22 protein-coding genes are annotated in these 24,593 nt (G+C 72.9%); 15 read left to right on the forward strand and 7 right to left on the reverse strand.

From position 1 onward, the window contains the following. The 6 genes from Dsi01nite_RS02410 to Dsi01nite_RS02435 are packed head-to-tail and all read left to right on the forward strand — an operon-like array spanning position 1 to position 4,048. A complete protein-coding gene (locus tag Dsi01nite_RS02410; protein ID WP_203844322.1) occupies positions 1-387 on the forward strand; it encodes a hypothetical protein in 387 nt (128 codons plus the stop codon). Then, positions 387-1,052 (forward strand): response regulator transcription factor, encoded by a 666-nt coding sequence (locus tag Dsi01nite_RS02415; RefSeq protein WP_203844438.1) that lies wholly within the window; start codon positions 387-389, stop codon positions 1,050-1,052. The genes Dsi01nite_RS02410 and Dsi01nite_RS02415 overlap by 1 nt, the downstream gene beginning before the upstream one ends. Further along, complete coding sequence (locus Dsi01nite_RS02420) at positions 1,052-2,392, forward strand: sensor histidine kinase (RefSeq protein ID WP_203844323.1); 1,341 nt, start codon at positions 1,052-1,054, stop codon at positions 2,390-2,392. The genes Dsi01nite_RS02415 and Dsi01nite_RS02420 overlap by 1 nt, the downstream gene beginning before the upstream one ends. A 45-nt stretch (positions 2,393-2,437) precedes the next feature. Then, positions 2,438-2,782, forward strand: coding sequence for a hypothetical protein (locus tag Dsi01nite_RS02425; RefSeq protein ID WP_203844324.1), 345 nt, complete (start codon positions 2,438-2,440; stop codon positions 2,780-2,782). Then, entirely contained in the window at positions 2,775-3,803 is a 1,029-nt protein-coding gene (locus Dsi01nite_RS02430) for a hypothetical protein (protein WP_203844325.1), read from the forward strand. Before Dsi01nite_RS02425 ends, Dsi01nite_RS02430 begins: the two co-directional genes overlap by 8 nt. Further along, complete coding sequence (locus Dsi01nite_RS02435) at positions 3,800-4,048, forward strand: hypothetical protein (RefSeq protein WP_203844326.1); 249 nt, start codon at positions 3,800-3,802, stop codon at positions 4,046-4,048. The genes Dsi01nite_RS02430 and Dsi01nite_RS02435 overlap by 4 nt, the downstream gene beginning before the upstream one ends. On the opposite strand, the gene Dsi01nite_RS02440 is transcribed toward Dsi01nite_RS02435, so the two are convergent. Continuing rightward, positions 3,992-5,425, reverse strand: coding sequence for an MFS transporter (locus Dsi01nite_RS02440; protein WP_203844327.1), 1,434 nt, complete (start codon positions 5,423-5,425; stop codon positions 3,992-3,994). The genes Dsi01nite_RS02435 and Dsi01nite_RS02440 overlap by 57 nt on opposite strands. Positions 5,426-5,511: 86 nt before the next feature. Between Dsi01nite_RS02440 and Dsi01nite_RS02445 the strand changes: the two genes are divergently transcribed. Continuing rightward, positions 5,512-6,459, forward strand: a complete 948-nt coding sequence (locus Dsi01nite_RS02445) for an Lrp/AsnC family transcriptional regulator (RefSeq protein WP_203844328.1) — start codon at positions 5,512-5,514, stop codon at positions 6,457-6,459. 103 nt (positions 6,460-6,562) lie between these two features. Next, positions 6,563-7,279, forward strand: coding sequence for an SDR family NAD(P)-dependent oxidoreductase (locus tag Dsi01nite_RS02450; protein WP_203844329.1), 717 nt, complete (start codon positions 6,563-6,565; stop codon positions 7,277-7,279). A gap of 9 nt (positions 7,280-7,288) precedes the next feature. Here Dsi01nite_RS02450 and Dsi01nite_RS02455 read toward each other — a convergent pair whose 3' ends face one another. Further along, positions 7,289-8,092: a hypothetical protein gene (locus Dsi01nite_RS02455; protein WP_203844330.1), complete on the reverse strand. Its 804-nt coding sequence runs from the start codon at positions 8,090-8,092 to the stop codon at positions 7,289-7,291. 57 nt (positions 8,093-8,149) lie between these two features. Between Dsi01nite_RS02455 and Dsi01nite_RS02460 the strand changes: the two genes are divergently transcribed. Beyond that, complete coding sequence (locus tag Dsi01nite_RS02460; protein ID WP_203844331.1) at positions 8,150-8,467, forward strand: hypothetical protein; 318 nt, start codon at positions 8,150-8,152, stop codon at positions 8,465-8,467. A 79-nt stretch (positions 8,468-8,546) separates the two neighbouring features. Here the strand turns inward: Dsi01nite_RS02460 and Dsi01nite_RS02465 are convergent, their stop codons facing one another. The 3 genes from Dsi01nite_RS02465 to ileS form a co-directional block, all read right to left on the reverse strand. After that, entirely contained in the window at positions 8,547-9,026 is a 480-nt protein-coding gene (locus Dsi01nite_RS02465; RefSeq protein WP_203844332.1) for an anthrone oxygenase family protein, read from the reverse strand. Between the two features lie 15 nt (positions 9,027-9,041). Beyond that, positions 9,042-9,710 (reverse strand): NAD(P)-dependent oxidoreductase, encoded by a 669-nt coding sequence (locus tag Dsi01nite_RS02470; RefSeq protein ID WP_203844333.1) that lies wholly within the window; start codon positions 9,708-9,710, stop codon positions 9,042-9,044. A 191-nt stretch (positions 9,711-9,901) separates the two neighbouring features. Beyond that, positions 9,902-13,024, reverse strand: a complete 3,123-nt coding sequence (gene ileS / locus Dsi01nite_RS02475; RefSeq protein WP_203844334.1) for an isoleucine--tRNA ligase — start codon at positions 13,022-13,024, stop codon at positions 9,902-9,904. An 85-nt stretch (positions 13,025-13,109) separates the two neighbouring features. Between ileS and Dsi01nite_RS02480 the strand changes: the two genes are divergently transcribed. Then, on the forward strand, positions 13,110-15,416 hold the full coding sequence (locus Dsi01nite_RS02480) for a putative bifunctional diguanylate cyclase/phosphodiesterase (RefSeq protein ID WP_203844335.1): 2,307 nt from the start codon (positions 13,110-13,112) through the stop codon (positions 15,414-15,416). Between the two features lie 61 nt (positions 15,417-15,477). Further along, entirely contained in the window at positions 15,478-16,983 is a 1,506-nt protein-coding gene (locus tag Dsi01nite_RS02485) for a condensation domain-containing protein (protein ID WP_203844336.1), read from the forward strand. Here the strand turns inward: Dsi01nite_RS02485 and Dsi01nite_RS02490 are convergent. Further along, the gene (locus Dsi01nite_RS02490) at positions 16,962-17,741 is read right to left on the reverse strand and encodes a class I SAM-dependent methyltransferase (protein WP_203844337.1); all 780 of its coding nucleotides are present in this window, start codon (positions 17,739-17,741) and stop codon (positions 16,962-16,964) included. The two genes, Dsi01nite_RS02485 and Dsi01nite_RS02490, sit on opposite strands and share 22 nt — an antisense overlap. Before the next feature lie 100 nt (positions 17,742-17,841). Here Dsi01nite_RS02490 and Dsi01nite_RS02495 point away from each other — a divergent pair, with 100 nt between their 5' ends. Both Dsi01nite_RS02495 and Dsi01nite_RS02500 read left to right on the forward strand, forming a co-directional pair. Further along, positions 17,842-18,615: an MBL fold metallo-hydrolase gene (locus Dsi01nite_RS02495; protein ID WP_203844338.1), complete on the forward strand. Its 774-nt coding sequence runs from the start codon at positions 17,842-17,844 to the stop codon at positions 18,613-18,615. Next, complete coding sequence (locus tag Dsi01nite_RS02500; protein ID WP_239135628.1) at positions 18,612-19,241, forward strand: DedA family protein; 630 nt, start codon at positions 18,612-18,614, stop codon at positions 19,239-19,241. The genes Dsi01nite_RS02495 and Dsi01nite_RS02500 overlap by 4 nt, the downstream gene beginning before the upstream one ends. A gap of 511 nt (positions 19,242-19,752) precedes the next feature. On the opposite strand, the gene Dsi01nite_RS02505 is transcribed toward Dsi01nite_RS02500, so the two are convergent. Next, entirely contained in the window at positions 19,753-21,867 is a 2,115-nt protein-coding gene (locus tag Dsi01nite_RS02505; protein ID WP_239135629.1) for an alkaline phosphatase family protein, read from the reverse strand. 396 nt (positions 21,868-22,263) lie between these two features. On the opposite strand from Dsi01nite_RS02505, the gene Dsi01nite_RS02510 reads away from it, so the two are divergent. Continuing rightward, on the forward strand, positions 22,264-23,763 hold the full coding sequence (locus Dsi01nite_RS02510; RefSeq protein ID WP_203844339.1) for a CYTH and CHAD domain-containing protein: 1,500 nt from the start codon (positions 22,264-22,266) through the stop codon (positions 23,761-23,763). A 79-nt stretch (positions 23,764-23,842) separates the two neighbouring features. After that, a complete protein-coding gene (locus Dsi01nite_RS02515; protein WP_203844340.1) occupies positions 23,843-24,562 on the forward strand; it encodes a VOC family protein in 720 nt (239 codons plus the stop codon). The last annotated feature ends 31 nt before the right edge of the window (positions 24,563-24,593 follow it).

The following is a 24,593-nucleotide window of genomic DNA, read 5'->3' on the forward strand; positions in this document are numbered from 1 at the left end:
ATGTCGAGCCTGATCCTGGCGGGCGTGGTGACGGCGGGCGCCGTGGTGCTGTTCACGGGGCTCGCCTTCCTCGAACGCCGGCGCTTCGCCGCGAGGCGCAGGGCGGCGGCCGCGCGGCTGCCCGAGGTCGAGCTCGACCCGTTCCACGCGCTCGCCGTGGCGGCGGGCTGGCCCGGCTGGACGACGGGCGACACGAGGCCGGCCGGCGCGGCGGCGGTGGCACTTGCCGTCAGGAAGGCGGCGGCGCTCGCCGCGACGGACCGCCCCAACCTGCTCCGCGAATACCGCACCCGGCTGCCGCCGCATCCGGCCCTCGCGGGGCTCGCCGCCGACCAGGAGCTGATCAGCAAGAGCGCCGGTCAGGACGGTGGCCGCGCGGGCCTATGATGCGTGCCGTGGCGCACGTGCTGGTGGTCGACGACGACCCACCCCTCGCGGACTCGCTGCGCCGTGCGCTCGTCTACGGCGGCTACCGGGTCACCGTCGCCGCGACCGGTCCCGCGGCGCTGGACGCCGTCGCGGCGGAGCGGCCCGACCTGGTGGTGCTCGACCGGATGCTGCCGGGGCTCGACGGGGTCGGGGTGTGCCGGCGGCTGCGGGCGGCCGACCGGGACCTGCCGGTGCTCATGCTCACCGCCCGCGACGCCACCGCCGACCGGGTCGAGGGCCTCGACGCCGGCGCCGACGACTACCTCGTCAAACCGTTCGACTACGACGAGCTCCTCGCCCGGGTGCGGGCACTGCTGCGGCGGGCCCGCCCCGAACGCCTCGAGTTCCAGGACGTGTGGCTGGACCCGGCCGCGCACGAGTGCCGCCGCGGCGACCTCACGCTCGACCTGACCGCCCTCGAGTTCCGGCTCCTGGAGCACTTCCTCGCCCACCCGCGGCAGGTGCTGAGCCGGGCGCAGCTGCTCGACGCGGTGTGGGGCATGGACTTCGCCACCGCCAGCAACGTCGTCGACGTCTACGTCGGCTACCTGCGGGCGAAGCTCGGGGAGCCGCGGCTGCTGCACACGATCCGCGGCGTCGGCTACGTCCTCAAGGCGCCGTGATGTCGATCAGGCTGCGGATCACGCTGTTCGGGCTCGGCGTCGCCGGGGCGGTCCTCGGGCTGTTCTGCGCCGCGGTGTATCTGCTGCTGGCCGCCGGTGCCGCCGCCGGACAGGACACCGCCCTCGCGGCCCGAGCCGACGCGGTCGCGGCGTCCGTGACCGGGCTGCCGGCCGCCGCGGAGGGCCCGGCACCGGCCGCGGTCGACGTGCGGACCAGTTCCGACATCTTCGTCATGCTCGTCGACCCGCAGGGGCGCGTGCTCTACAGCACCGGCGCGTTCGACGGGCGTTTCCCATCGGTACCGGCGGCGGCGCTGACCGATCAGAAGTCCACTGTGGACATCGGGGTGCCGGTGCGGGTCGCGGTGCGGCAGGCCGCCGGTGGGCACGTGATCGCGGCGCAGCCGACCCGGAAGGTCACCGACGACCGGCGGGGGCTGTTCGTGCTGGTCTGCGTCTACGCGGTCCTCGCGCTCGCCGCCGCGGCCGGCGCGACCTGGCTCGTCACCGGCAGGGCACTGCGACCGCTGCGGCAGCTGACCGGGCACGTGGAGCAGATCGGGCGGGAGCAGGACTTCAGCCGGCGGCTGCCGCCGGTGCCGGTCCGCGACGACGTGGGCAGGCTCACCGCCGCGTTCAATACGATGATGGAACGCCTGCAGGGCGGTTACGCCGCGCAGCGGCGGTTCGTCGCCGACGCGTCGCACGAGCTGCGCACGCCGCTGACCACGATCCGCAACAACGCCGGGTTCCTGCAACGGCATCCGGACGCGGCGCCCGAGGACGTGGCCGCCGCGGTGCGGGACATCGCCGGGGAGAGTGCCCGGATGAGCCGCCTCGTCGAGCATCTGCTGACCCTCGCCCGGTCCGACGCGTCGGGGCTCGAGCTGGCCGCGGTCGACCTGGGTGCGCTCGTCGCCGACGTGTGCCGGCAGGCGGAGGCGCAGCACCCCGGCCGGACGTTCCACCGGGCGATCACGCCCGCCCCGCCGGTGCACGGGTCCGTCGACGCGCTCACCCAACTGGTGTGGATCCTGCTCGACAACGCCGTGAAGTACTCCGCGGCCGGCGGCAACGTGTGGGTCACCGTGACGCAGCGCGGCGACCGGGCCCAGCTCAACGTCACCGACGACGGCACCGGCATCCCGCCCGGCGCCGAACGTCGGATCTTCGAACGGTTCCACCGCGGCGACGAGGCCCGCACCGGCCCCGGCGCCGGCCTCGGCCTGGCCATCGCACTGTCCATCGTGGACGCCCACGGCGGCACGATCGTCGCGGCCAACAACGCCACCGGCGGTGCGTCGTTCGTCGCGGACCTGCCGCTCTCATCGTCTTCTTAACCTCCGCTCATCGACCGCTCATCGGGCGGGGCGACGCTTGGCGGCATGGCCGTGGTGCGGGGACTGCTCGTGCTGCAGGGTGCGTTCGGGCTCACCGGCACCCTCGGCGTGCTCACGCTGATGGGGTTCAACCCCCTCTACGCGGTCGCGCCGGTCGCGCACGCCGCGCTGCTCATGACGCTCGGCGCGCTGCTGCGGCGGCGCCGGTGGGCGCTCGTCACCGTCATCGTCGCCGAGGTCCTCGCCGTCGCCGGCTGGGAGCTGCAGCTGCTGCTCGGGCTGTTGCCGCAGCTGGACTTCACCGTCAACCTCACCGGCCTGCTCACCACCCTGGCGTTGCCGGTGACGGTGCTGGTCCTGTGCGCGAGCCGCGTGACCGCGCGTGCGTGACTTCTGGCTCGGCATCGCCCCCGAGCACCGCGTCGGCCTGCTGTGCCTCCTCGCGGCGCCGCTGCTGCTCGTCCAGATCCGGCCCTGGCGGGCCGCGCCCACCGAGGTCCGGTGGTGCTCGGGCCTGCTCGGCACCCTCGCCGTCGTCCACCTGGGACTGCCGGTGTGGTTCGGGTCGGTGCTGTCGGCGGGGCTGTTCGGATGGCTGGCCGTGCGGTGCGTCGCCGGCCGGTCGTGGCGGGTCCAGGCCGGGTTCCTCGTGACGGCGCAGTTGCTGCTGTTCGTCGCCGCGGCAGGGGTACGGGCAGCGACTCCCGATCAGGTCGGCCTGACCGTCGCCGCCCTGGAACTGATGCTGCTGTCCATCTCGTGCCGGCGGGCCCTCGCCCGGGTCGGGACGGTCGCGCTCGTGGTCGTGTTCGGCACCGCGATGTGGGTCGTGTCCATCGCCGGGCACGACGAGCACCACGACGGAGACGGCGTCGACCGCATCCAGGCCGGCACCGTGCAGCGCCCGGCCGGGCCGGCCTCGACCGCGGTCCAGCGGGCCGCGGCCCGGGACCTCGCCGCGCAGGTCCGCGCGTCCACCGCCCGCTACGCGACCCTGGCGGCGGCGGAGGCCGACGGGTATCACGCCACCGGCCCGCGGACCGGCCTGCAGGTGCACTTCGAGCACAAGGGGCACCAGAACGACGACCGGGTGCTCGACCCGGCGGCGCCGGAGCAGCTCGTCTACGCCGTCCGCGGCGACCGCACGCGCCTGCTCGGCGTGGTGTTCCAGGTGCCGGTCGCCGGTGACCGGGGGCCCGCGATCGGCGGCGCCGACACCCGGTGGCACGCCCACGACGTGTGCGTCAGCCTGCTGCCGCTCGGCTTCGGCGTGGTGTCCCCGTTCGGCTCGTGCCCGGGGTTCACGTTCGCCACGACCCTGCCGGAGATGATCCACGTGTGGGTGGTGGACCCGCCGGGCGGCCCGTACGCCACCCACGTCGACGACGCCTGGATCACCGCCTTGCCGTGATACTCCGGACCGCCCGATACGCCGGGGTGCCGCAGAGGTACCACGTCACGATCAGCCGGGCCTGGGTCGAGCTCGTCGCCTGCCATACCGAGGCGGGCGAGGACGACTTCGACGCCTTCCTCGCCCGCTGCCCGGACCTGCTCGACAAGCGGCTGCTGACCCGGTTCTACCGCAGCACCACCCTCGCGTCAGTGGCCGCCAGAAACGGCTGGGTCGAGCCGGACCTGCACCCGATCCCCGGCTGAGGCCGGCGTGGCGCCGGCCGGACGGCGGACGAACAGCAGCACCAGTACACCCGCCGCCAATGCGACCACTCCGGCCACGAGCAGCGTCTGGTCCAGCGCGTCGGCGACCCCGGCGCGCGGGTCCCGGTGCGCGGCGAGACGGTGGCTGAACACCGCCCCGAACACGGCGACGCCGAGCGCGAACCCGAGCTGGCGGAACGTGTTGACCGCGCCGCTGGCCATGCCGCTGCGCTCCGGCGGCGCCGCGGCGAGGGCCGCCGAGGCGAGGACCGGCAGCACCATGGCCACCCCGACACCGGCCACGACCAGGCCCGGGATGAGCGCCGTGCCCGGGCTGGACGCGGTGAGCCGGGCCTGCAGCAGGTCCCCGGCGCCGACGAGCAGCAGCCCCAGCCCGATCGTCCACCGTGGGGCGACCCGCTGCAGCAGCCGCCCGCCGAACGCGGCGACGACGAACGACGCGACGCTCATCGGCAGCGCGCCGAGCAGGCCCGCGTCGACCGGGCCCTTGCCGAGGAACTGCTGCAGCCAGACGGTGACGAACGGCAGGTACGCGAACGCCGCCGCCTGCGCGAGCACCGCCGCCACCATCAGCGTGGTGAACGACCCGCTGCGGAACAGCCGCAGGTCCAGCATCGGGTGGTCGGTGGCCCGTTCGACGAGCACGAACACCAGCAGCGCGGCGGCGGAGACCGCGAACGCGGTCAGGGTCGACGCCGCGGTCCAGCCGGCCTCGCCGCCGCGGATGAGGCCGTAGGTGACCGCGGCCGCGCTGATCGTGAACGCGACGGTGCCCGGCAGGTCGAAGCGCGCGTCGGCGCGTCCCCGGGACTCGGTGACCCCGCGGACCGTGAACCACACCGCGAGGAGGCTGACCGGCAGGTTCACCAGGAAGATCCAGCGCCAGCCGAGGTGCTCGGTGAGCAGCCCGCCGACGATCGGCCCGGCGGCCGCGGCGGCGCCGTTGACCGCGCCCCAGACGCCGAACGCGACGCCGCGGTCCTTGCCGTGGTACGTGACGTTGAGCAGCGCCACCGTCGTGGCGAACATCGCCGCCCCGCCGATCCCCTGCAGGAAGCGTGCCGCGACCAGGACGCCGGCGTCGTTCGCGACCGCGCACAGCAGCGACGCCGCGGCGAACACCACCGTCCCGGCCAGGTACATCCGGCGCCGGCCGTGCCGGTCGGCCAGGGCCCCGGCGCCGAGGAGCAGCGCCGCGAGGGCCAGGGCGTAACCGTCGAGGACCCACTGCAGCCCGTCCAGCGAGGCGTGCAGGTCACCGGCGATCGCCGGCAGCGCCACCGTCACGATCGTGACGTCGACGAGGAGCATGAAGGTGCCGATCGACACGGCGATCAGCGGAGACCATTTGCGCATGCCGGCGAGCATGGGACACCGCTGACCGCCTGACGAAGCCATCCGCGATGAGGTGGCGTATTCCGACGTTGCGTTACGCTTCGCTGGTGGAAATCGACACGCTGGACCGGCAGATCGTGGACGCGTTGCGAGTCGACGGCCGGGCCGGGTTCAGCCGGATCGCCGAGCTCCTCGGCGTCTCCGACCAGACGGTCGCCCGCCGGTTCCGCCGGCTGCGCACCGAGGCGGGCGTCCGGGTCGTCGGCCTGCCCAACGGCATCCGCCTCGGCTACGACAAGTGGATGATCCGCGTGCAGAGCACCCCCGGCGGTGCGTCGGCCATCGCGGAGGCCCTCGCCCGCCGCCCCGACACGACGTGGGTGACCATCGCCTCCGGCGGCGCCGAGGTGACCTGCATCGTGCAGAACCCCGGCACCGCCGACCGCGACGCGCTGCTGCTGCGGAAGCTGCCGAACACCCCGCGGCTGGTGTCGGTGCGGGCGCACTGCCTCATCCACTACTTCGCCGGCGGCGCCGTGGACGCCGCCGGCCCGAACGCGCTCACCCCGGAGCAGGCCGCCGCGGTGCGGCCGCCGGCCGCCGAGGGGCCGGCCGTGCTGCTCGACTCCGACCAGCCGCTCGTTGCCGCCCTCGCCCGCGACGGCCGCACCGGGCTGCCCGAGCTCGCGGCCGCCACCGGCTGGTCGGAGTCGACCGTCCGCCGCCGCCTCGAGCACCTGCTGCACACCGGCGCGATCTTCTTCGACGTCGAGGTGAACCCGGTCCTGTTCGGCTACAACGCCCGCATCCTGCTGTGGATGTCCGTCGCCCCCGCGCACCTGGAGACGGTCGGCCGGGCCCTGTGCACCCACCCGGAGGTCGTGTTCGCGGCGGCGACGACCGGCGCGACCAACCTCGTCGCCACGATCATCTGCCCCGACATGGCCGGCCTGTACGACTACCTCACCCACCGCATCGGCCCGCTCCCGGGCGTCGAGCGCGTCGAGACCGCCCCCGCCCTGCGCCACGTCAAGCAGGTCGGCGCCGTCCACTAGCCGAAGATCGCGGCCGTGGCCGCTGTCACGACAACTGCCAACGCCCGATCCGACTCACCTGGATGGTCGCAGAGCGGCACCACCACGGACGTAGGCTCGGCGGATGCGGAAGGTGGCGTTGGTGACCGGGTCGGCGTCCGGGATCGGGGCGGCGACGGCGCGGCGGCTGGCGGCCGACGGGATGACCGTGGTGGTCCACTCGCGGGCGAGCCGGGCGGCCGGCACCGCTCTTGCCGCCGAGCTCCGCGGGACCTACCTGCAGGCCGATCTCGCCGACGACGACGCGGCGGCGGCGCTGGTCCCCCGGGTGCTGGCCGAGCACGGGCGGCTCGACGTGCTGGTGAACAACGCCGGGATCAGTTGGCCCGTGCCGCACACGGACCTGGGCGCGCTCACCGCCGCCGACTGGCGCCGGCTGCTGGACGTGAACCTGATCGCGCCGTGGCTGTTGTGCACCGCGGCCCTCCCGGCGCTGCGGGAGTCGACCGGCTGCGTCGTGAACGTGACCAGCCACGCCGGGGTGCGCCCGAAGGGCAGCTCGATCGCGTACGCCGCGAGCAAGGCCGCCCTGAACCACGTCACCAGACTGCTGGCCGCGGCGCTCGGGCCGGACGTGCGGGTCAACGCCGTCGCCCCGGGGCTCGTCGACACCCCGCTGACCGCCGACTGGGCCGACGCGCACACCTTGTGGAACACGGCCAGCCCGATGCGCCGCCCGGCGCAGCCGTCGGACGTGGCCGACCTCATCGCCGCCGTCATCGGCAACACCTACCTGACCGGCGAGGTGATCCTCCTGGACGGCGGCCTCAACCTGCGCTGACGCAGACGGCTAGCTGTCGGCACCTGCCGGCGTCGCCGCTGATCCGGCGCTGGTCAGCAGCAACGCCCGCTCGTCGGCGCCGAGCGCGGCGGTGGCCGGATGCGGCGGCAGCCCGACGCAGTGCTCCCGGACCACGTCCGGGTAGTGGGGGTAGCCGGCGAGGCCGTAGAGGCCGTAGGCGAGGATCATGAAGATCGCCGCGGTGAGGTACGTCAGCCCGAAAAGCGCGACTTCGAAGACCCCACCGAGGAACTGAGCGGTCAGGCCGGGCTCACCAGGGGACACCATCAGGGTGGCGTAGAAGAGGCCGAGCGCCGGTGCGACCAGGTAGAGGACCCAGATGAAGGAGTCTGACGGCGGACTGGTCGGAGGGTCCAGCAGCGCGTCCTGCTCCTGCACGAACGCCTCGCACCGCTGCCGCAGCTCGGGGTCGTCACGCAGTTGCGACACGGTTGCCGGTCCCTCGGCGCGACGCAGACACTCGAGCCATGCGGCCACGACGCCGTGCTCGGGCGCGTACGTCGGATCGCCGCCGCGAGCCGTCGGCGTCAGCTTGCCCTCGGTGTCGATCACGACGAGCTCGTCGATCAGCAGCGTGGCGACCGCGGCGTCTTCCATCGCGGCGTGGTTCACCACCTTGCTGGACCACCCCGTCTTGGCGAGCGCGTGGAACGGTTCGATCTCGATGTCGCGCAGGTATCCGGCCCCCGCCCTCCGGTGCCTCCTGCACCGCCGCAGCCACACCGCCAGCAGCCCGGCGTAGAACGCGGCCGCGCCGGCCGTCACCACACCAGCCAACACCAGCTCCGACACACCTGGATGGTCGCAGACCGGCACCACCGGGCCAACGCAGCTGGATAGGCTCGCCCGGTGGACGGAGACCCGGGGCAGGCGCCGCTGCTGCGGGAGCGGTGGCCGGTGCTCGCCGGTGAGCTCGACGCCGCGCTGGCAGCGGTCGGCGAGAAGTCGCTGCGGCGCCGGGCCTCGCGGCTGCGGGTCGTGCAGATGTGCTCGTGCGAGGACGACTTCTGCCAGAGCTTCCGGACCGCGCCGGCGACCGGCAAGGCCTACGGGCCAGGGCACCGCAACGTGTGGCTCGACCCGCCCTGGCCGGGGTACCTCGTCCTCGACGTGGTGCGGGGCATCATCGTCCACATCGAGGTGCTGTACCGGCCGCCGCTGGACTGATCCCGGTCGGCCGCCCGCAGCCGCCGGCACACCTCGAACCCGTCGACATGCTTCGACGATCGCAGGGCGAAGCGACCGGTCAGGGCGCCGGCGCCCGACGGGTGGTCGCCGCGATCAGGCAGCCGAACGCGAGCCCGGCCGCGCCGGTCCGCACGGCATGGGCGAGCTGCCAGCGGTCGCGGACGTCCGCCCAGTCCGACGGGGGTGCCTGCACGTTCCAGGTCAGCTGATCGGTGTTGATCGGGACGTTGAACACGAGCGTCGTCGCCACGACGCTCAGCAGCAGGACGAGGGCCACCGCCGGCCAGAGCACGCGCCGGCGGCCGCGGACCGCGGACGCGACGAGAATCGCCGTGGCGACCAGGGCCGGGATGAGGGTGGCGGAGGCGAGGCTGTCCAACCGGTCCAACTCGACCTGGCGGACCTGGGTGTACACCGGGCCGCCTGCGCTTCGCAGCGTCGACTCGAGGACGAGGACCGTGAGGAGGAACCCGGTGAAGAGCCCGCCGAAGAGCAGGCCCGCGGCGCGCGCGATGGTGCCGGTCAGGCTGTCGGTCATGGTGGTTCCCGTCCGTCAGTGGGCGATGCCGACGACCTGCTTGACCGTCCCGGGTTGATCGAGCATGCGGAGCATGTGGTGGGCGACGTCGGCGCGCGGGACGGAGAAGCCGCCGCGGATGTTCTGCCCGAATGCCGTCCGGTACACGCCGGTCAGGGGCTTGTCGGTCAGTTTCGGCGGTCGTGAGACGGTCCAGTCCAGGCCGCTGCCGGCGAGGATGTCCTCCATCAGCGCGAGGTCGGCGTAGTGCGCGCGGAACAGGGTGTTGGCGATCCGGGCGCCCAGGTGCCGCATGAAGAACCCGTCGCCGGGATCGTGTTTCGGCGGGTTCGGGCGGCCGGGTGACGGCACGGTGCCGACCGGCGCGGCGCTGACCACGATGATGCGCCGGACGTGGCCCGCCTGCATCGCCGCCACGATGGCGCGGGTGCCGCGCGAGGTGATGCCCGCGTCGGACCTCGGGTTGCGCGGGCCGAGGCCGGACAGGACCGCGTCGGCACCGTCGACCGCGGCCGCGAGCGCCGCCGGGTCCGGATCGGCGAGGTCGGCGGCGACGGTCCGCACCCCGGCCGGCAGGCTCCTCGGGTTCCGGGCCACGGCGGTGACGTCGTGACCCGCGGCGAGGGCCTGTTCGAGCAGATGCCGGCCGATGCCCCCGGTCGCGGCGAAGATGACGAGTCTCATGCTCAGCTCCTGCCAGTTCACATCCCGTACGATACGAGTTCCATATTAAATGAGTTCGCGACTCAGACAATATGAGTTACGTAACATATGGGCAGCCGGAAGGGCGGGCGGATGCGATCCGCCCGTGGGTGTCGAGCTGAAAGCGGGCGCCGCTGTCCTGATCGATCAGGACAGCGGCGCGGCGGGACGGGTCAGGCCTTGCGGAGCCAGAAGGTGAGGCCGAGCGACTCGTCGGTGAACGCGGTGGCGTCCGGCCAGGTCGGCTCGCCCTCGGCGTAGGCGGTGGCGAGGACGTCGTCGGTGACCAGGTCCCGGTGCTCCGTCAGGGCGAGCGCGGTGTCGTCGCGGGTGGTGGTGTACCGCAGCTCGATGCGGTCCACGACGTCCAGGCCACTGGACTTGCGCGCCTCCTGGATCTGCCGGACGGCGTCACGGGCCAGGCCGGCCCGCTCCAGCTCCGGGGTGAGCCGCAGGTCCAGGGCGAGGGTCGCGCCCGAGTCGGCGGCGACCGTCCAGCCCTCCCGCGGGGTCTCGGTGATGAAGACCTCGTCCGGGGTCAGCTCGACCGGCTCGCCGGCCACGAGGACCGTCGCCGTGCCGGTGTCACGCAACGCGTCCCGCAGTACCAGGGCATCCGCGGCGGCGATGACCTTCGCGACGTCCTGGACGCCCTTGCCGAACCGCTTGCCGAGCGCCCGGAAGTTGGCCTTGGCGGTCGCGTCGACCAGCGACGACCCGGCGGCGTCGACGGGGACGACCGAGCCGACGTTGAGCTCCGACGCGATCTCGGCGAGGAGTTCCGCGGAGAGCTTGTCGAAGCCGTTCGCCGACGCGAGGGCCCGCGACAGCGGCTGCCGCACGCGGATGCCGGAGTCGGCGCGGGCGGCCCGGCCGAGCTCCACGAGGCGGCGGGCGACGGCCATCTGCGCCGACAGGGCCGGGTCGACCAGCGCGGCGTCGACGGCCGGGTAGGTCGCCAGGTGCACCGACGCCGGCGCGCCCGGCGAAACGGGCACGACGACGTCCTGCCAGACCCGTTCGGTGATGAACGGGACGATCGGGGCGAGCAGCAGCGTCACCGTCGACACGACCTCGTGCAGGGTGGCGAGGGCGGCCGGGTCGCCGCGCCAGAAGCGGCGGCGGCTGCGGCGCACGTACCAGTTGGACAGGTCGTCGACGAACGCGGCGAGGAGCTTGCCGGTCTCGTGGGTGTCGAACGCGTCCATCGCGGCGTCGACCTTGCCGACCAGCGTGTGCAGCTCCGACAGCACCCAGCGGTCCATGACGGGCCGGTCGGCCGGCGACGGGTCCGACGGGGACGGGGTCCAGCCGGCGGTGCGGCCGTACAGGGCCTGGAACGCGACCGTGTTCCAGTAGGTCAGGAGGGTCTTGCGGACGACCTCCTGCAGCGTGGTGTGCCCGACCCGGCGCGCCGACCAGGGCGAGCCGACGGCGGCCATGAACCACCGGACGGCGTCGGCGCCGTGCAGGTCGAGCAGCGGGATCGGTTCGAGGATGTTGCCGAGGTGCTTGGACATCTTGCGGCCGTCCTCGGCGAGGATGTGGCCGAGGCAGACCACGTTCTCGTACGAGTTGCGGCCGAAGACGAGGGTGCTGACGGCCATCAGCGTGTAGAACCAGCCGCGGGTCTGGTCGATCGCCTCGGAGATGAACTGCGCCGGGAAGCGCTTCTCGAACAGGTCGGCGTTGCGGTAGGGGTACCCGAACTGCGCGAACGGCATCGCCCCCGAGTCGTACCAGGCGTCGATGACGTCCGGGACGCGGGTCGCGGTCGCGCCGCAGTGGCAGGCGAAGGTGATCTCGTCGATGAACGGCCGGTGCGGGTCGAGGTCCGCCAGGTCCCGTCCGGCCCGCTCACCGAGCTCGGCGAGGGAGCCGACGCAGGTGAGGTGCCCTTCGGGGCAGCGCCAGATCGGCAGCGGGGTGCCCCAGTAGCGTTGCCGGGACAGCGCCCAGTCGACGTTGTTGACCAGCCAGTCACCGTAGCGGCCGTGCTTGACGCTCTCCGGCTGCCAGTTGGTGCGCTCGTTCTCGCGCAGCAGGTCGTCCCGGATCGCGGTGGTCCGCACGTACCACGACGGCTGCGCGTAGTAGATCAGCGCGGTGTGGCAGCGCCAGCAGTGCGGGTAGCTGTGCTCGTAGGGCACGTGCCGGAACAGCAGGCCACGCTCCCGGAGGTCATCGACGAGCGGCGTGTTCGCGGTGCGGAAGAACAGCCCGCCGACCAGCGCGATCTCCGCCTCGAAGGTGCCGTCGCGGCGCACCGGGTTGATCATCGGCAGGCCGTAGGCCCGGCAGCTGGCGAGGTCGTCGGCGCCGAACGCCGGCGACTGGTGGACCAGGCCGGTGCCGCTGTCGGTGGTGACGTAGGAGGCGAGGATGACGATGTGCGCGTCGGGGACGTCGACCAGGTCGAACGGCGGCCGGTACGTCCAGCGCTCCAGCTCCTTGCCGGTGAACGACTCGCCGGTGAGCGTCCACCCCTCCCCCAGCACCGACGCGACCAGCGGCTCGGCGAGCAGCAGCTGCTCGGTGCCGTCGGTGGCGACCACGTAGGTGACGTCGGGGTTCACGGCGACCGCCGTGTTGGACACCAGGGTCCACGGCGTGGTCGTCCACACCAGCAGCGCGACCCGGCCGGCCAGGGGGCCGGAGGTGAGCGGGAACCGGACGAACACCGACGGGTCCACGTCGGTCTCGTAGCCCTGGGCGAGCTCGTGGTCGGACAGCGCGGTCTGGTCCCGCGGGCACCACGGCGCGACCCGGAAGTCCTCGACCAGCAGGCCCTTGTCGAAGATCTGCTTGAGCGACCACCAGACGGACTCGATGTAGGGCGCGTCCATCGTGCGGTACGCGTCGTCCATGTCGACCCAGTAGCCCATGCGGTGGGTGAGCTCGGCGAACGCGTCGGTGTGCCGGGTCACCGACTCGCGGCACTTCGCGTTGAACGCGGCGATGCCGTAGTCCTCGATGTCCTGTTTACCGGCGAAGCCGAGCTCCTTCTCCACCGCCAGCTCCACCGGCAGGCCGTGGCAGTCCCAGCCGGCCTTGCGCTCGACGTGGAAGCCCTTCATCGTCCGGTACCGCGGGAACACGTCCTTGAACACCCGCGCCTCGATGTGGTGCGCGCCGGGCATGCCGTTGGCGGTCGGCGGCCCCTCGTAGAAGACCCACTCCGGCCGGCCACGGGACTGCTCGAGGCTGCGGGTGAAGACGTCGCCGCTCTCCCAGAAGCGCAGCACGTCATGGTCGAGGGCGGCCAGGTCCACCTGGGCGGGCACGGGGCGGTACATGTCCGGCAATGCTACCCGGCACCTCCGCTCACCTCCGGGCGGGCGTTGCCGATGAGCTACCGGAAGATCACAGGAGGAGGTACGGGTGCCGGCTGCGTTGCGCCTGCCGTCGTCGCGGCGGCTCGTCGGTGCGGTCGCCGGGTGCCTGCTCGCCGAGGCCGCCTGGACGACCGCGTACGCGGCGGGGCTGCCGGTGCCGAAGGTGCTGGCGTTGCTGCTGGTGCCGGCGGCGATGGGGCTGGCCGGGCTGACCGCGCTGGTCGCGGCCCGCACGCCGGGACTGGCCCCGGGCGGGCCCCGGTTCTGGCGGCAGCTGACCGTGTGCATCCTGCTGACCGGGGTCGGCGCGACGATCATGGGCCAGGCGAGGCTCAACCCGGACATGCCGAACGCCCTGCGGATCATCCAGCTGTCGGCGCCGGCGCTCGTGCTGGGCATCGGGCTGGCGATGTACGCGCTGCTGCGGCTGCCCGTGCGGGCCCAGTCCCGGGGAGAGTGGGTCCGGCTCGGGCTGGACGGGCTGACCGTGCTCATCACCACCGCCCTGTTCCTGTGGCACCTGGCGCTCCGGCCGATGGTCGAGCGGCACACCGACGTGCGGCTCGCGCTGGGCCTGCTGATGCTGGCCACGACCTGCCTGGTCGCGCTGGTGGCGGTGATGAAGGTCGTCCTGCTCGGCAGCGGCCCGGTCAGCCCCCGCTCGATGCGGCTGCTCGCCTCGGCGATCCTCGCCGGCGGGCTCGGCTCGGCCGTGTCGCCGCTGATCGCCTCGCCACGCCTGGTGGGCATCCAGCCGATGATCACCCTGTTCGAGGCGCTGCTGGTGGCGTGGGCCGCGCACGCGCAGACCCGGCCGGTTTCGGAGCCGGTCGCCGCCGCGCGCACCCGCACCTACAGCAAGCTGCCGTACTTCGCCGTCGCCGCCACGTCACTGCTGCTCGCCGCCGTCGCCTATGGTGACCACGCCGGCGTCGGCCCCGTCGCCACCGGCGCGATCGCGGTCAGCGCCGTCGTCGGGCTGCGCCAGCTGGTCGCGCTGCGCGACAACGCGCAGCTGCTCACCTCGGTCCGCCGGCACGAGCAGCGGCTGCGCTACCAGGCCAGCCACGACGCGCTCACCACGCTGGTGAACCGGGCGCACTTCACCGAGCTGCTCGACGCGGCCCTCAGCACCGCCACCCGGCCGGTCGCGGTGCTGCTCATCGACCTCGACGACTTCAAACTCATCAACGACACGCTCGGCCACGCCGTCGGCGACGAGGTCCTGGTCACCGTCGCCGAGCGGCTGCGGCGGGCGGTGCGCCACGACGACGTGGTCGCCAGGCTCGGCGGCGACGAGTTCGCGATGCTGCTGCACGACGTCGACGGTGCGCACGCCGTCGACGTGGCCGGGCGCATCCGCGACACCCTCGGCACCCCCATCCACACCGCGGGCCACGACCTGCTCGTGCACGCCTCCGTCGGCGTCGCCGCCTCCGCCCCCGGCGACCGCCTCGACACCCTGCTGCGCAACGCCGACCTCGCCATGTACGCCGCGAAGGAACACGGCAAGGGCGGCCATTTCGTCTACGTGCCGGGCATGACCACCCGGATCGTCGCGCACGCCGAGCTCGGCGCCCAGCTGCGCGACGCGATCGAACTGGGTCAGCTGTTCCTGCTGTACCAGCCGATCGTGCGCCTCGACGACGGGCGGACCACCGCCACCGAGGCCCTCGTGCGGTGGCGGCACCCGGAGCGCGGGGTCGTGCCGCCGTGCGACTTCATCCCCGCCGCGGAGCAGACCGGCCTGATCGTGGCGCTCGGCCGCTGGGTGCTGCGGGAGGCGTGCCGGCAGCAGGCGCGGTGGCTGCGCGACCTCGGCGACGAAGCGCCGCAGTCCGTCAGCGTCAACGTCGCCGGCCGGCAGCTGACCGACCCGCAGTTCGTCGCCGACGTCGTCGCCGCCCTCGACGACGCCGGCCTCGACGCCGGGCGGCTCACCCTGGAGGTGACCGAGACCGCCGTCCTGGACCGGGCCGAGGCGATCGCGGCCCTCCACGCGCTGCGCGGGCTGCGGGTCAAGCTCGCCCTGGACGACTTCGGCACCGCCGCGTCGTCGCTGGGGCTGCTGCTCACGTGCCCGGTGACGTCGCTGAAGCTGGACCGCACGTTCGTCGACGGGATCACCACCGTCGCCCGGCAGGAGGCCGTCGCCACCGCCGTCATCCGCATGGCGCAGGCCCTGGAGCTGTCCGCGGTCGCCGAGGGCATCGAGACCGAGGCACAGGCGCGGATGCTGCGCAGCCTCGGATACCGCTTCGGGCAGGGCTACCTGTACGCACGACCTTTGGCGCCACACGACGTCGCGGCACTGTCCGCACCGGCACTCATAGGCCGCCGTTCGTCGATATGATCGCCGTCGATCCCTGTGCGACGATCCACGCGTCCTGGCGCGCGGCGTGTGGAGGTCGGTCATGGTGGAGCGGATCGTGCAGCGGATCGTCGTCCCGTTCGAAGGCGACGGCGCCGGAGTCGGCGGCCTCACCTGGGGCCAGCAGCAGGTCTGGCGGGCGATGGTCGAGATCGACACCTCCATGAGCATGGGCGGGGTCGTGCCCGTCACCGACGGCCGCACCGTGGCGGACTTCGTCGACGAGCTGAGGTTCCTGATGAGCCGCTACGCGGCGCTGCGCTCCCGCCTGGTGTTCGACGAGCCGTGGCACGCCACCTCGCTCGACGTGTGCCACCTGGTGCGGCAGGAGATCGTCGCCCGCGGCGAGACGGTCCTGGAGGTCCACGACGCCGGCCCCGGGGAGGACCCGGCCGCCGTCGCCGACGCCCTCCACGTGGCGTGGAAGGCCCGCAAGTTCGACTACACCACCGAATGGCCGATCCGCGAGGCCGTCGTCCGGCAGGACGGCACGATCACCCACGTCGTCGTGGTCATCTGCCACGTCGCCACCGACGGCAGCGGCCTCGGCACGATGATCCGCGAGCTGGGCGAACGGGACACGCCGCTCCGGCCGTACACGGCGATGCAGCCGCTCGAACTCGTCGCCGCGCAGCGCACCACCCAGCGGCAGACCGACACCGCGATGCGCTACTGGGAGGCGCAACTGCGCTCGATCCGGCCGCGCCGCTTCCCGTCTCGCGCTTCGCGTGACCCGTTCCCGTCTCGCGCTTCGCATGACCCGTTCCCGCCTCGCGCTTCGCATGACCCGTTCCCGCCTCGCGCTTCGCATGACCCGTTCCCGCCGGGCGCCGTCGCCGACCAGGACGGCCCCCGGTGGTGGCGGGTGACGTGGCGTTCCACGGCGCTCATGCTGGCCGCGGAGCGGGTCGCGGCCGCGCTCGGCATCGACACCGCGCCGGTGCTGCTCGCTGCGTACGGTGCCGCGTTCAACACCGTGACCGGCCAGACGGCACCGTTCGCCACGCAGGTCATCGTCGGCAACCGGTTCCGGCCCGGCCTCGCCGACATCGTCAGCCCCATGGCGCAGAACGGCATCGTCGTCTTCGACGTGAGCGGTGACGGTGTCACCGCCCAGGAGGCCATCGGCCGGGCCCGCCGGGCGTCGATGAACGCGTCCAAGCACGCCTACTACGAGCCGGAAGCCCGGCTCGCCCTGATCGACCGGATCGGCCGCGAGCACGACGAGCCGTTCGACCTCTCCGTGTTCTACAACGACCGGCGGGTCGGCGTGATCCAGACCCAGGACCCCCTGGAGACGATGCCGAGCATGGACGAGATCCGCTCAGCGATGCCGCTGACCGGGATGGTCTCCGAGACGCCGGTGGTCTTCTTCAACGAGAAGCTGATGGTGAACATCGACGACGCCGTCGGCACCGCCCAGATCACCGTCGACTTCGACGCGCACCACATGCCGCTGGCGGAGGTACGCCGGCTGCTTCCGGCGATGGAGACCTTCACGGTCTCCGCCGCCGCTGCGGTGTCAGATCAGGCCGTTGCCTCGATGTAGATGCTCTCGTCGTTGCGCAGGACCTGGTCGAGGTCGGCCACGTCCTGCCGGGCGCCGTCGCGGTACGCGCGCACCGTGATCCCCTCCGGGTCGAACCCGGCCGCGGTCAGGACGTGCCGCAACTCTTCGAGGTCGTAGATCCAGCGGTGCCCGTACACGTAGAACAGCTGGTTGAACATGAACGCGCCGCGCGGCGGCATCTTCGGTGCCACCCCCGTCAACGCACGGTCGACCCGGCGGCGGTGCTTGCCGAAGAAGCCGTCGCCGTTCACATAGCTCTGCGCGTAGATCTTCAGGTCGGGCGTGGTGATCCGGACGAACCCGCCCGGCTTGAGCACCCGCTTGACCTCCTTCAGCCACCCGATGCCGATCTTCATCGACACGTGCTCGATGAGATGCTCCGCGTAGACCCAGTCCACGGCGTCGTCGACGACCGGCAGCGGCTGCGAGATGTCCATTTCGGCGAAGAACGCCGACCCGTCGACCCGGTAGATGTTGCCCCGCTCAGTGGTGAGCTCCGGGCTGCTGACGGACACCAGGTCGGTGCCGAGCGCCTGCGGGTGGTCGGTCTTGAACGCCGCGAACTCGATGCCGGTGATGCCCAGCTGTTCGAGCTGCTCACGGGTGATGAGATCCGTGCTGACCAGGAGCTCGAGCTTCTCGCACTTGCCGAGGTCAGCGGTGAACGAATCGACCACCGCCTCGATCCCCTGCGGGTCTTCCCAGTCCCAGGCTAAGCCCGCTGCATCGGTGGACATCGTTGGGGATTCCTTCCACGCAAAAGTTGATTGATCTAAACATGTCGTGCAGTGGCCCACAAGCAGCGGAGCGTGACAGCCGGTCGGGCAGTATGGGTGCATGAACATCACCTGGTGGGGCCACGCCACGGTGGCGGTCGCCGACCGCGGCACCACGATCCTCACCGACCCGGTGCTGCGCAACCGGCTGGCGCACCTGCACCGCCGCCGCGGCCCCCGCCCGGCCCTGGCCGCGGCGCCGGACGCGGTCGTCATCTCCCACCTGCACGGCGACCACTGCGACCTGCCGTCGCTGCGGTCCCTGCCACCCTCGACCCGGCTGGTGGTGCCGCGCGGCGCCGGCGCGTTCCTGCGCTCCCGGCTCGGCCCGGGCCCCTCCCGGCTCGGGCCGGGCCGGGACATCGTCGAGGTCTCCGCCGGCGAGTCCGTCGACGTCGGTGAACTCCGCGTCCGCGCGGTGCCCGCAAACCACTCCGGCGAACGCACCCCGAAATCCCGCATCCGCGCCGAGGCACTCGGCTACGTGATCGAGGGCAGCCGCTCCGCGTGGTTCGGCGGCGACACCGGGCTCTTCGACGAGATGAGCACCCTCGGCCCGCTGGACCTGGCGCTGGTCCCGGTGTGGGGCTGGGGCTGGACCCTCGGCGCCGGACACCTCGACCCGGCCGGCGCCGCCGAGGCGATGCGCATCATCAACCCCGCCCAGGCCGTCCCGATCCACTGGGGCACCCTGTGGCCCGTCGGCTGCAAACGGGTCCGGCCGGACCGCTTCCACCGCCCCGGCGACGAGTTCGCGGAGCTGAGCGCCGCCGCCGCCCCGAAGACCGACGTGCGGGTCCTCGCACCCGGCGAGTCGCTCACGGTGGCTGCGTGACGACCTTCGCCGGCCTGCTCGCGGCGCTCGGCGGCCTCTTCGCGGTCGTCGCCGTCGGCTCCACCGTGCCGATCCTGCCGACCGGCGCCGCGGTCAGCGCGACCGCGGTCGTAGCCGCACACCGCAGCCCGTTCGCCCTGCTCGCCGTCGTGCTGGCCGGCGCCGTCGGGGCGTACTGCGGCGACGCCGCCACCTACGCCATCTGCCGGGCCGGTGGCGAGGCCCTCACCCGCCGCCTGCGCATCCTGCGCCAGCCGGTCCGGCTCGAACTCGCCGAGGCGGTGAAGCGACGGCTGACGGCGAACCCGGTGAGCGCGCTGCTCGTGTCCCGCCTGGTCCCCGGCGGCCGAATCCCGGTGCTGCTGACCGCCGCGATCGTCGGCCTGTCGTGGCGCCGGTTCGCGGCGGCGAACGTGGCCGCGTGCCTGCTGTGGTCCTCGACGTACGCGGCGATCGGCCTGCTCGGCCGGTCGGTCTTCCCACAGCCGTGGCAGGGCGTGGTGGCGGCGCTCGTCATCGCCCTGGGCGCCACGCAACTGGCAAGCTGGCTCCGCCACCGCCGCGAACGCCGCGCAGCGGTTCCAGCACCAGCAGAGACCGACAGGCAGTCACGTCCAGCAGGGTAAACTACGGACAGCGACGAGACTGGAGATCGATTAGGACGGTGGGGGTAGCGTGATGAAAGACGGCCACTCAGCACCGCCCGGCGCGATCCGTCCGGGCCGTGACGTGAGCTGTTCCTGAGCGGGGCCTGGTGTCCTGAGCGGGGCCTGGTGTCCTGAGCGGGGCCTGGTCAGTGCTGACGGCCGGCGGGTTGCCGCGGTCCTGAGCGGGTCCGGGCCTGTGCCGGTGGCCGGCAGGTTGCCACGGTCCTGAGCGGGGCCCGGCCTGTGCTGGCGGCCCGCAGGTTGCAGCGGGAGGTCAGGCCCGTGGGGCTCGGGGAGCAACTGCGCGGGCTCGGGGAGCAGCTGCGCGGGCTCGGGGAGCAGCTGCGCGGGCTCGGGGAGCAGCTGCGCGGGGCTCGGGGAGCAGCTGCGCGGAACCGCCGAACCCCAAGGACGACACCAGCTTGGCGCCACGCGGATTGCCCTCACCAGGAACCTCGACCGGCAGCCGTCACCGGCGCTTGGGGAGCCGTCACAGGCTCTTGGGAGAAGAAGCGGCCTCAGCGGACTGCAACGCCCCGCGGGGCTCGGGCAGCGCTCGCGCGGCGTCCGGGTCGGTGGTGTCCGTGTCGTCGGCGCGGAGGCCGAGGTCGTCCAGCCACTGGACCAGCTGCCGGTGCACCGCGGCGGGGCCGACCGGCGCGCGGTTCAGGCAGGACCAGGCCGCCGGGTACACCAGGATCGCCTCGGTCTGCCAGCCGCCGATGCCGCCGTGCGAGCCGACCAGTTCCTCGAACGCGGCGACCTCCTCGGTGCCCTGGTCGACGCGGCTGACCAGGACCAGGTCGCCGACGTTTGCCATCGCCTGGTGGGCGAGCAGGTCGCGGACGGCGTGCGGGCCGTAGGGCAGCAGGGGGTCTTCGCCGTCGACGTGGCCGTCGCGCAGGCGGTGCCGGCCGGCCGGGCCGAACACGACGGGGCCGTCGACGGCGGACAGGCCGACGACGAGGCCGATTCCCGGGTGTTCGGCGAGACCCTGGATGAGGGAGGGCCGGGCGGCGCCGATCTCTTCGACGGTGGCGCGGCCGGGGTGTTCGGTGAGGTACAGCATCGCGAGGTTGCCCGAGGCGACGGTGACCACGGGTGCGGGCGGGGCGGGCGGGGTCGAGCGGTCCGGGCGGCCCGCCACGGCCAGCAGCAGGTTGTGGGCGCGGGCGCGCTCGTCGTCGTTCGGGTCCGGGATCGCGGCGGCGACCTGCCCGGCCATCGAGGCGACGACCTCCTCGAGGGTCTGGCCGTAGCGCTGGGAGAACGTGGCGCCCTGGCTCTGGCCGTGGTCGGACAGCACGACGATCTCGTAGCGGCGGTGGGCGACCTGCGCGAGGCGGTGCAGGGCGCCGAGGACCCGGTCGAGGCCTTCGAGGGTCTGCATGGCCTCCGGGCGCAGCGGACCGGCGTGGTGGGCGACCTCGTCGTAGTCGACGAAGTCGCAGAAGATGGCCGGCGCGCCGCGGGTCATCTGCTCCGCGATGAGCGAGACGTTGAGGTCGCGCAGGAGCACGTTGGTGACGGCTCGCAGGGCCACGTACGCGCCGGTGCGGGGCACCCGCGGGTACACGTTGCGAAACCGCTGCCGGCGCGCCTGCTGGATCTCCTTGAGCATCTCGCCGACCGACAGCACGATGGCCCGCGCGAAGCCGTAGGGGCTGGCGACGAACGCCAGGTAGCCGCGGGCGGTGCGGCCCGGCAGGCCGGCATTGCTGAAGGTGAGCAGGCTGGTGGGGGCGTCGCCGGAGAAGACGTTGCTGATGCTGGCGCCGCCGTCGGCGAGCAGCCCGCGCCCCGTGGAGATCCGGGCCTCGACCTCGGCGGCATCCCTGGGGCGGTTGGTGACGACGAGCCTGCCGGTGGCTTTCTCGTACCAGCGGAACGCCGGCACCTCGGACTCGCTGCCGTGCAGGATCCCGGCCTGGCTCGCCGGGGTCGTCGCGGGCAGGCCGGTGTGCCACGGCACCAGCGAGTGCGTGCCGGTGCGCAGCCACTTGCCGAGGTTGGGCAGGTTGCCGGCCTTGACCGCCCACGACAGCAGCGGCGCGGACAGCCCGTCGAGCTGCACGAACAGCACGCCGGGATCGGTGGCGGGCCGGTCGTGGTTGCGCCGCACCATCTGCCGCAGCGTCTGGCCGAGGAACACATCGTCGCTGCCGGCGTCGGCGAGCCAGTTGACCAGCGCGGTGAGGACGGCCGCGGTCCAGCTGGCCACCCAGGCGTCCAGCACGCTGCCGACCGAGACACCCTCGGCGACCCGCAGGGCGGTGAACATGACGCCGGTCTGCAGCAGGACCCCGACGAGCAGGACCCCGAGCCCGCCGACGACGACGGCGACGCCGAACAGGACGAGCCGCATGAGGGTGCCGATGAGCGCGAGCAGGACGGCCAGCTCCACCAGTGCGGCCGGTCCCCCGGTCGCGGTGACGCCGGGCAGGAGCCAGAACGTGGCCGCGAGGACCACGACGGAGGTGATGCCGCTGCGCAGCAGCGACTTGCCCCAGGCGATGGTGAGCCGCCAGTCCCGAAGCATGCGCACGGCGAAGCGGACCCGCTGCCCGATCACGGACGACGTCAGGACACGCATCAGCCAGCTCACCCGACCAAGGTTACGTCTCGCTGATCACGCGCATTTCCGAACGAAACACCCTGGAAACAGTACGCTCATCCGAGCGGGTGACCGCGGTCCGGACCGGGCCGACCGGGCCCGAACGCACTGACGCCCCCGCACCGATGACGGAGCGGGGGCGGCACAGGGCGGGCGGAACTACTTCTTCTTGCCCTTCTTGCCCTTCTTGTCCTTCTTCGACTTCTTCGCCATGACGCTCTCCTCTCCCCAGTGAACATGCGCCGTCCGGGGCCTCGATCGGCCTCAAATCCTTGCGCTGTCAACACCGTAGCGGCAGTTGACGGAAATCGACAGGGTCTCGGTCACCTTTTCTTGGTCTCCTGTTTACCTTTTCGCGACGAGGTGTTCGCTCGGTAGGCTGTCGATATGGCCGAAAAGCTTGAGGTAGAACGGAAGTACGAGCTGCCCGAGGACTTCGCGATGCCCTCGATGATCGGAATCGCTGGTGTGGCCAGGGTTACAGCTCCTGATGACCAACGTCTGGACGCGACCTACTACGACACAGTGGGACTGCGCCTCACCTCCGGCAGGGTGACGTTGCGCCGTCGCACTGGCGGAAACGACGCGGGCTGGCACCTCAAACGGCCGTCCGGCGGGGAGCGCAGCGAGTTGCAGGTGCCCGCGAAGGCCAGGCAGCGCACCGCGCCACCCGAGATCACCACGCAGGTGCGGGCGCTCACCCGCGGCGAGCCGCTGCAGCCGATCGCGCGCGTGCGCACCCACCGCATCGAGCGGGGCCTGCAGAACGCCGCCGGCGCGACGATCGCGCTCGTCGCCGACGATACCGTCGACACCGAGTCGCTGATCGGCGCCGGTGTCGTGCAGCACTGGCGGGAGCTGGAGGTCGAGCTGGTCGACGGCTCCCCCGCCGATCTCACCCGCATCGACAAGGCACTACGCGCCGCGGGCGCCCGGCCGTCGGCGTCGCCGTCGAAGCTGTCCCTGGCGCTCGGCCCCGACCACCCGCGCCCGGCCACCGCCGCCGCGCCGCGCTCCGCGGGCCGGCGCGCCCTCGCCGACTACGTGGCGGCAGCTCGCGACGCCGTCGTCGGCCACGACCCCGAGGTGCGCGCGGGCGACGCCGAGGCGGTGCACAGGATGCGGGTCGCGACCCGGCGGCTGCGCTCCACCCTGCGCACGTTCGCGCCGCTGCTGGACGTGTCCGAGGGCGACCTGGACCGGCTGCACGACGAGGTCAAGTGGCTCACCGGGCTGCTCGGCGAGGTGCGCGACGGCGACGTCATGGCCCAGCGCCTCGCGGACCTGCTCGCCGCCGAGCCGGTGGAGCTCGTGATCGGCCCGGTGCCGGCCCGCATCGCGCAGCGGCTCGCCGCGAGCACCGAGGACGCCCGGCGGCGACTCATCGCGGAGCTGGACGGCCAGCGGTACATCACCCTGCTCAACGACCTCGACGCGCTGGTCGCGGCGGTCGGCGGGGCCGGCCGGGTCGGCAAGCGCGAGGTGCGCCACCTCGCCCGCCGGGCGGTCCGCCGCGCCGACCGGCGCCTCGCCGCCGCGGCGGGCGCAGGCGCGCAGACCGACGAGCGGTTGCACGAGGCGCGCAAGGCCTACAAGCGCGCGCGGTACGCCGCCGAGCTGGCCACCCCGATCGCCGGGACGCCCGCGGCGAAGCTCGCCGACCGGTTCACCGACCTGCAGGACGTGCTGGGCTCGCACCAGGACGCGATCGTCACCGCCGAACTGCTGCGGACCTACGGGCTGCGGGCGTTCGCCGAGGGGGAGAACGCGTTCACCTACGGGCTGCTGCACGCCCGCCAGGCCGAGCACGGGCGGGCCGCCCTGGCGGCGCTGCCACGGGCCCGGCGCCGCGCCGGCCGCGCGAAGGTCCGCCGCTGGCTGTCCTGAGACGCGACCGGCACAACGCCGCGCCGGCGGGGCGAAGGTCCCGCCGCCGGCTGTCCTGAGGCGTCATATGCTCAGGTACATGATCGGGAAGCTGGACGTGGTCGTCCTCGACGCCGCCGACTACCAGGGCCTGGCCGCGTTCTACGGCGAGCTGACCGGCTGGGAGCAGACCTACGCCGACGACGACTGGGTCACATTGCGCGCCAACGACGGTTGGAAGGTCGGCTTCCAGCTGTCCCCCGACCACCGCCCGCCGCACTGGCCCGGCCAGGAGCACCCGCAGCAGGCGCACCTGGACCTCCGGGTCCCCGACCTGGAGCCGGCCCTGGAGCGGGTCCTGGCCCTGGGCGGCACCCTGCTGCGCCGCAACGAGCGCTGGCTCACCGTCGCCGACCCGGCCGGGCACCCCTTCGACCTGGCCTGGCAGCCTGGGGGCGCCGGGTTCGAGCTGCTCGCCCCGGTTCTGGACTGCCCGGACGCACTGACGCTGAGCTTCTTCTACACCGCCCTGCTGGGCAAGCCGCTGACCCACAACGACGACGACGGGTTCACCATGATCGGGGAGGTGGGTGCGCAGCCGATGATGTTCCAGCAGGTCGACGACTACCACCCGCCCCGCTGGCCCGACCCGGCCCACCCGCAGCAGCTCCACCTCGACGTCCTGGTCGACGACCTCGACGCGGCCGAGGCGGCGACCCTGGCGCTGGGCGCCACCAGGGTCCCGAGCACCGGCACGACCTTCCGCGTCTTCCTGGACCCGGTGGGCAAGCCGTTCTGCCTGTGCTCCGAGCCCGGCTGAACTGCCAGGTGGCCGGTTGCCACCGTAACGC

It is taken from the genome of Dactylosporangium siamense, from assembly GCF_016862795.1.
GTDB lineage: Bacteria > Actinomycetota > Actinomycetes > Mycobacteriales > Micromonosporaceae > Dactylosporangium > Dactylosporangium siamense.

Excerpts from the sequence above, each read along its gene's own strand:
- Dsi01nite_RS02415 (WP_203844438.1), top strand. The coding sequence starts at position 387 with ATGCGTGCCGTGGCGCACGTGCTGGTGGTCGACGACGACCCACCCCTC.
- Dsi01nite_RS02450 (WP_203844329.1), top strand. The coding sequence starts at position 6,563 with ATGCGGAAGGTGGCGTTGGTGACCGGGTCGGCGTCCGGGATCGGGGCG.
- Dsi01nite_RS02490 (WP_203844337.1), bottom strand. The coding sequence starts at position 17,741 with ATGTCCACCGATGCAGCGGGCTTAGCCTGGGACTGGGAAGACCCGCAG.
- Dsi01nite_RS02425 (WP_203844324.1), top strand. The coding sequence starts at position 2,438 with ATGGCCGTGGTGCGGGGACTGCTCGTGCTGCAGGGTGCGTTCGGGCTC.
- Dsi01nite_RS02485 (WP_203844336.1), top strand. The coding sequence starts at position 15,478 with ATGGTGGAGCGGATCGTGCAGCGGATCGTCGTCCCGTTCGAAGGCGAC.
- Dsi01nite_RS02410 (WP_203844322.1), top strand. The coding sequence starts at position 1 with ATGTCGAGCCTGATCCTGGCGGGCGTGGTGACGGCGGGCGCCGTGGTG.
- Dsi01nite_RS02440 (WP_203844327.1), bottom strand. The coding sequence starts at position 5,425 with ATGCGCAAATGGTCTCCGCTGATCGCCGTGTCGATCGGCACCTTCATG.
- ileS (WP_203844334.1), bottom strand. The coding sequence starts at position 13,024 with ATGTACCGCCCCGTGCCCGCCCAGGTGGACCTGGCCGCCCTCGACCAT.
- Dsi01nite_RS02470 (WP_203844333.1), bottom strand. The coding sequence starts at position 9,710 with ATGAGACTCGTCATCTTCGCCGCGACCGGGGGCATCGGCCGGCATCTG.
- Dsi01nite_RS02420 (WP_203844323.1), top strand. The coding sequence starts at position 1,052 with ATGTCGATCAGGCTGCGGATCACGCTGTTCGGGCTCGGCGTCGCCGGG.
- Dsi01nite_RS02510 (WP_203844339.1), top strand. The coding sequence starts at position 22,264 with ATGGCCGAAAAGCTTGAGGTAGAACGGAAGTACGAGCTGCCCGAGGAC.
- Dsi01nite_RS02495 (WP_203844338.1), top strand. The coding sequence starts at position 17,842 with ATGAACATCACCTGGTGGGGCCACGCCACGGTGGCGGTCGCCGACCGC.
- Dsi01nite_RS02465 (WP_203844332.1), bottom strand. The coding sequence starts at position 9,026 with ATGACCGACAGCCTGACCGGCACCATCGCGCGCGCCGCGGGCCTGCTC.
- Dsi01nite_RS02515 (WP_203844340.1), top strand. The coding sequence starts at position 23,843 with ATGATCGGGAAGCTGGACGTGGTCGTCCTCGACGCCGCCGACTACCAG.